Source organism: Streptomyces phytophilus (assembly GCF_013870535.1).
Lineage (GTDB): Bacteria > Actinomycetota > Actinomycetes > Streptomycetales > Streptomycetaceae > Streptomyces > Streptomyces phytophilus.
The window spans coordinates 1-1,529 of sequence record NZ_JACBXC010001378.1 but is presented as its reverse complement, the minus strand read 5'-3'; the positions used below and the strand labels follow the sequence as shown (position 1 = coordinate 1,529).

Annotated in this window: 1 protein-coding gene; it reads left to right on the top strand. The window is 69.9% G+C overall.

Annotation, left to right across the window (positions count from 1 at the left end; all coding sequences use genetic code 11):
- Positions 1-1,487 (top strand): outer membrane protein assembly factor BamB family protein (locus tag H5J30_RS32540; protein WP_181791258.1); only part of this gene is annotated, 1,487 nt, incomplete at its 5' end.
- Between the last annotated feature and the right edge of the window lie 42 nt (positions 1,488-1,529).

Genomic DNA, 1,529 nt, shown 5'->3' with positions numbered 1-1,529 from the left:
CGCACCACAGCTTTGCGCAGCCGGCTCCGGCGCACTCCGGCGGTTATCCCCAGGCGCAGGTCCCGGGCCTGCCCGCCCGACCCGCGGCTCAGAAGCTCGTGCCCGTCTGGACGGTCATCGCGGCGGTCCTTGCGATCCTCGTGGTCGCCGGGGGTACGGGCTGGTTCCTCACCCGCGACGACGGCGACACCCAGGCCGGCGGGGGCGGTGGCGGTGGCGGCGGTGCCAAGAAGGCCGTCAGCGAGAGCAAGCCCGCCAGCCCCGAGGGCGAGTTGCTCTTCGGTGTCCCGTACCCGCAGGCCGAAGAGGGCGCGACGTGGCCCGCGGCGGGCCAGTGGGCGACCGAGAAGATCTACGCCAAGGGCGAGCTGAACGCCGTGAAGGGCTACGACACCAAGACCGGCAAGGAGACGTGGGAGCTGCCCACCGACGGCCTGGTCTGCGGCGCCTCGCGGGTGGTCACCGACGACGGCAAGGCGGCCATGCTGGTGCAGGACGGCGAGGTCACCGACCCCGACGACTCGTACGCTCCGTGCTCCGAGGTCGTGCTCTTCGACGTCGACACCGGCGACGAGTTGTGGCGGCAGCATGTGGCGAGCGCCGACGAGAACGTGAAGTTCGACCACGTGACCATCGCCGGTGACACCGTCATCGCCTCCGGCCTCTCCGGCTCCGCGGCGTTCCCGCTGGCCGGCGGCGACCCGGTCTGGCAGACCAAGCCGACCACCGAGTGCAAGGACCACGACTACGCCAGCGACGGGGAGAACCTGCTGGGCCTGGTCTTCTGCGGCTCGCTCAACGAGGACATGAAGGTCCAGAAGGTCGACCCGGCCAGCGGCGGCATCTACTGGTCGTACGACGTGCCGGACGGGGTGCAGAGCGTGCAGGTGCTCTCCGTCGAGCCGCCGGTGATCACGATCGGCGCGGGCAAGACCACCGAGACGGACATCTTCGCCCTCGACGAGGGCAAGCTGCGCTCGAAGATCTCGCTGGGCACGGAGTCGGCGGGCCCGCGCTACAAGCCCGGTTGCGACTACTCCGGCGGCGCCGAGTCCTGCACGACGGTGGCGGTCGACGGCGACACGATGTACCTGCCGTCGCGCGAGCACCAGGGCAAGAGCGACTACGGCGACACGAACGAGATCGTCGCCTTCGACCTCGACTCGGGCAAGCCGACGAAGAAGTACGACGCCGGCGAGAAGCGGACGATGGTGCCGCTGCGGGTGGAGGACGGCAAGGTCATCGCGTACCGCAAGGGGACGTACGACACGGGGGGCGAGATCCTCGCGATCGACCCGGGCTCGGCCAAGGAGGAGATCTGGCTGGAGTTGCCGAACGACACGGCGGAGGCCGAGTCGACGCTGACCTACAGCGACAGCGTGCCGTACATATTCGAGCACGGCCGGTTCTATCTGGCGCAGGACATCATCAGCGACCGCGACGACGTGGAGTACTTCGCCCTCGCGTTCGGCAGCAAGGCCAAGTGACGGCGCCCTGCCCGGCGCCGGAAGGGGCGCCGGGCAGCAGCG